The sequence below is a fragment of the Sphaerisporangium sp. NPDC049002 genome (genome assembly GCF_040649355.1).
Classification (GTDB): domain Bacteria; phylum Actinomycetota; class Actinomycetes; order Streptosporangiales; family Streptosporangiaceae; genus Sphaerisporangium.
Genome location: NZ_JBEZFH010000366.1, coordinates 1 through 3578, shown reverse-complemented (window position 1 = coordinate 3578; position 3578 = coordinate 1). Strand labels below are relative to the sequence as shown.

2 protein-coding genes are annotated in these 3578 nt (G+C 71.0%); both read right to left on the bottom strand.

Annotation, left to right across the window (positions count from 1 at the left end):
- Nucleotides 1-215 precede the first annotated feature (215 nt).
- A complete protein-coding gene (locus AB0B89_RS35430; protein ID WP_358561858.1) occupies nucleotides 216-1895 on the bottom strand; it encodes a DEAD/DEAH box helicase in 1680 nt (559 codons plus the stop codon).
- 439 nt (nucleotides 1896-2334) lie between these two features.
- Nucleotides 2335-3510, bottom strand: a complete 1176-nt coding sequence (locus tag AB0B89_RS35425; RefSeq protein ID WP_358561855.1) for an extracellular solute-binding protein — start codon at nucleotides 3508-3510, stop codon at nucleotides 2335-2337.
- Between the last annotated feature and the right edge of the window lie 68 nt (nucleotides 3511-3578).

The following is a 3578-nucleotide window of genomic DNA, read 5'->3' as shown; positions in this document are numbered from 1 at the left end:
TCTGCTCACCGGGGCGCTGCTGGCCGCGCGCCGCCGTTCGGGCTCGGCCCGGCTGATCGTGCCGGCGGCGCACCGCCTTCCCGCCGTCTTCGGCGCCACCGTCAACGCCCTGGCCTGACGGCAGGCGCCTCCCGCGGGTCTGGAGCCGAAGCGCGAGTTCGTTGCCGGTGACCTGGCGGCCCGGGCGGGCCGCCCGGCACGCCCCGCCGCGCCGGCTAGCGGGGTTCGAAGCGCTCGCGGCGGACGGTGACCTTGCGGCCCTTGACGGTGGTCTGGCGTAGTGCCGAGATGACGTCGTCCGTCGAGTGGTCGGGGACCTCGACGAGCGAGAAGCGGTCGGCGATCTCGATCGCGCCGATGTCCCGGCCGCTGAGCCGTGACTCGTTGGCGATCGCGCCGACCAGGTCCTGCGGCCGGACCCCGGCGCTGCGGCCCGCGCCGATGAAGATGCGGGTCATGCCGCTGGACGGCCCGCGCCCGCGTCGCTCGTCGCGCCCGCCGGGCTCGCGGCGCGGCCGGCCCTCGCGCTCGGGACGTACCGGGACGTCGGGGATCTCCTCCTCGTCGGCCGCGGCGCCGCTGGCCTCGTGCGCCAGCTTCACCGCCGCCATCGCGATCTCCACGAGGTCGAACTCGTCGGCGAGCGTGTCGACCACGACGCGGAAGTGCTCCAGGTCGTCCTCAAGGATGCTCTCCTCCAGGGCGGAGCGCGTCAGCTCCAGGCGGCGCGCCCGCAGGTCGGCGACCGTGGGGACCTTCTCGACCGTGATCCTGCTCTTGGTGACCCGCTCGATCGTCTTGAGCATGCGGTGCTCGCGGGGCTCCGCGAGCGTGATGGCCACGCCCTCGCGGCCCGCGCGCCCGACCCTGCCGATGCGGTGGACGTAGGACTCCGGAGCGGAGGGGACGTTGTAGTTGACCACGTGCGTGAGCTGCTCGATGTCGAGCCCGCGCGCGGCCACGTCCGTGGCGACCAGCAGGTCGGCCGTACCGCTCCTCAGCCGCGCCATGACGCGGTCGCGCTGTTCCTGGCCCATGCCGCCGTGGAGCGCCTCGGCGCGGTAGCCGCGGCCGTTCATGGTCTCGGTGAGCTGGTCGACCTCCTCGCGGGTGCGGCAGAACACGATGGCGGCCTCGGGCGCCTCGACGTCGAGCACCCTTCCGAGGGCCGTGGGCTTGTGCGCCCTCGGCACCATGTAAGCGCTCTGCCGTACGCGCGGGGACTCCCCGGCGGTGGCGGACTCGCGCTCGATCTGGATGCGCACCGGGTCGTTGAGGTGCTGGCGGGCGATGGAGTTGATGCGCGGCGGCATCGTGGCGGAGAACAGGACGGTCTGGCGGGCCTGGGGGGTCTCCTGGAGGATCGCCTCGATGTCGTCGGCGAACCCCATGTCGAGCATCTCGTCGGCCTCGTCGAGGACGACGATCTGGAGGGCGTCCAGGTGGAGCGTCTTGCGGCCGATGTGGTCGAGCGCCCGCCCGGGGGTCGCGACGACGACGTCCACCCCTCGCTGGAGCTCCCTGAGCTGCCGCCCGATCGGCTGCCCGCCGTAGATCGGCAGGACGCGGGCGCCGAGGTCGCGGCCGTAGCGGTGGACGGCCTCTGAGACCTGGACGGCCAGCTCGCGCGTGGGCACCAGCACGAGCGCGATCGGCGACCCCGAGCTCCTGCCCGCGGGCATCCGCTGGAGGATCGGCAGGGCGAACGCCGCCGTCTTGCCGGTGCCGGTCGCGGCCTGCCCGAGCAGGTCACGGCCCTCCACCAGCGGCGGGATGGCCTCGCGCTGGATCGGCGTCGGCTCCTCGTACCCGAGACCGGTGAGCGAGCGCAGAAGCTCGGCACGCAGCCCCAGGTCAGCGAAGCCCGTCGAGTCTTCGGTGGCGTTGGGGGTCATGATCGAGCTCCTCGTTCCGGACGGACGCGCATGGGATCGGTGTTGACACCATGTTCCACTGTCGCAGCATGCTTCCCGCCCACCGGGGGCCCGTACCGGTGGTGTTCCCGCCCCGGCGCGGTGCCTTTCGGCGTACGAGAACCCCGTCCTCGATGTGAGGACGGCCTTTTCACGCTTACGGGAGAGGAAGTTTACTTGAGACTGCCCGGGGTCAGACCGGCCGCGATACGCGCCCCGCCCGTCGGCCGGGCCGGCAGGGCCCGTCCAGGGGCGGAAGCGACCCCCGAAGACCGTATCGGACGTCGTCCGGTGGGCAGGACGCCCGGCATGAAGCCAACACTCCTGAAGACCTCGCCCGCGGTCGTCGCCACCGCCGCGGCGCCGCCCTCGCGTGGGAGGGCTGCCGGTCCTGAGCAGGACCGGCAGCCGGGTGGGTCGGTCAGCCCGTCGCGGAGGTGGAGTAGACGGGCGGGATGAGGCCCGCGGTGACGTCGGACTTGAAGGCCTTGTCGAGGCCGGCGCAGAACGCCGCCGCCGACTGGTCGCCGTTCACCACCTTGTCGATGTTCTCCAGGATGTACTGCTCGGCCTTACCGCCGAAGGAGGTCCAGGTGGTGTACCCGACGGCGCCCTTCTGCGAGGCGCTGTTGATCCTCTGGTAGTGGTCGACGATCCGCTGGTCCACACCTGGGGGGACGTCGGCCTGGGTGAAGGTGATCGGGAGCGGCACCCGCAGGCCCAGGGAGGTGGCCTCCCACATGGTCGTGACGTCCGAGAGCATCCAGCTCAGGTAGGCGGCGGCGGCCGGGAGGTTCTTGGAGGCCGCGTTGATCGACATGGTGCCGCCGACCGACAGCGGGTAGACGTCGGAGGGCACGCCGGGCGCGAGCGGGGGCAGTGGCGCCTCGGCCCACTCGGAGCCCGCCTCCTTGAAGTACTTGTCCAGGGCGCCGAACTCCCAGCTCCCGGAGATGTACATGCCGGCCTTGCCCTTGGCGAACATGGCGTACTTCTGCGGGTCCTGGAGGGAGAAGTACTGCTTGGCGCCGCCCGCGAAGTAGCCCTTGCCGAAGTAGTCGGCCATGAGCTGGATCGAGTCGACGAACGACTGGTCGGTGAAGGGCAGTTTGCCGGTGAGCGCCTGGTTGATCTTGGCAGGGCCGGCCACGCCGTTCATGAACGAGCTGACCAGCCAGTCGGTCGCGCCCTGGTAGGTGGCGTTGGCGTTGACGAACGGCACGATGCCCTTGGCCTGCATCTCGCCCGCGAGCTTCTCCAGGGAGGCGCGGTCGGTCGGCGGGGTCCAGCCGTTCTGGGTGAACAGGGTCTTGTTGTAGAAGACGACGAGGGTCTCGTAGTAAAGCGGGACGGCCAGGAACTTCCCGTCGATGACGCCCATGTCATAGGCCCATGGCAGGATGCGTTTCTTCCAGCCCTCCTTCTCGGCGAGCGGGCCGAGGTCGGTGAGGTAGCCCGCCTCGGCGTAGGGAATGGCGGTGGAGGAGCCGGGGGTCTCGATGAAGTCGGGGCCGCGTCCGGCCGCGAGGGCGGTCTTCACCTTCTGGGCGAGGGTGCCGCCGGTGCTGGCCGCTCGGCCCCGGGGGTTCTTACACACTCAGTGATATCGGCCTCCACCTGCACGTTCATTGACAACCGCTTGACGCCTACCGATGCAAGGGCGTG

Bases quoted from the DNA above. Each gene is read 5' to 3' on its own strand.
- AB0B89_RS35430 (WP_358561858.1), bottom strand. From the start codon at position 1,895: ATGACCCCCAACGCCACCGAAGACTCGACGGGCTTCGCTGACCTGGGG.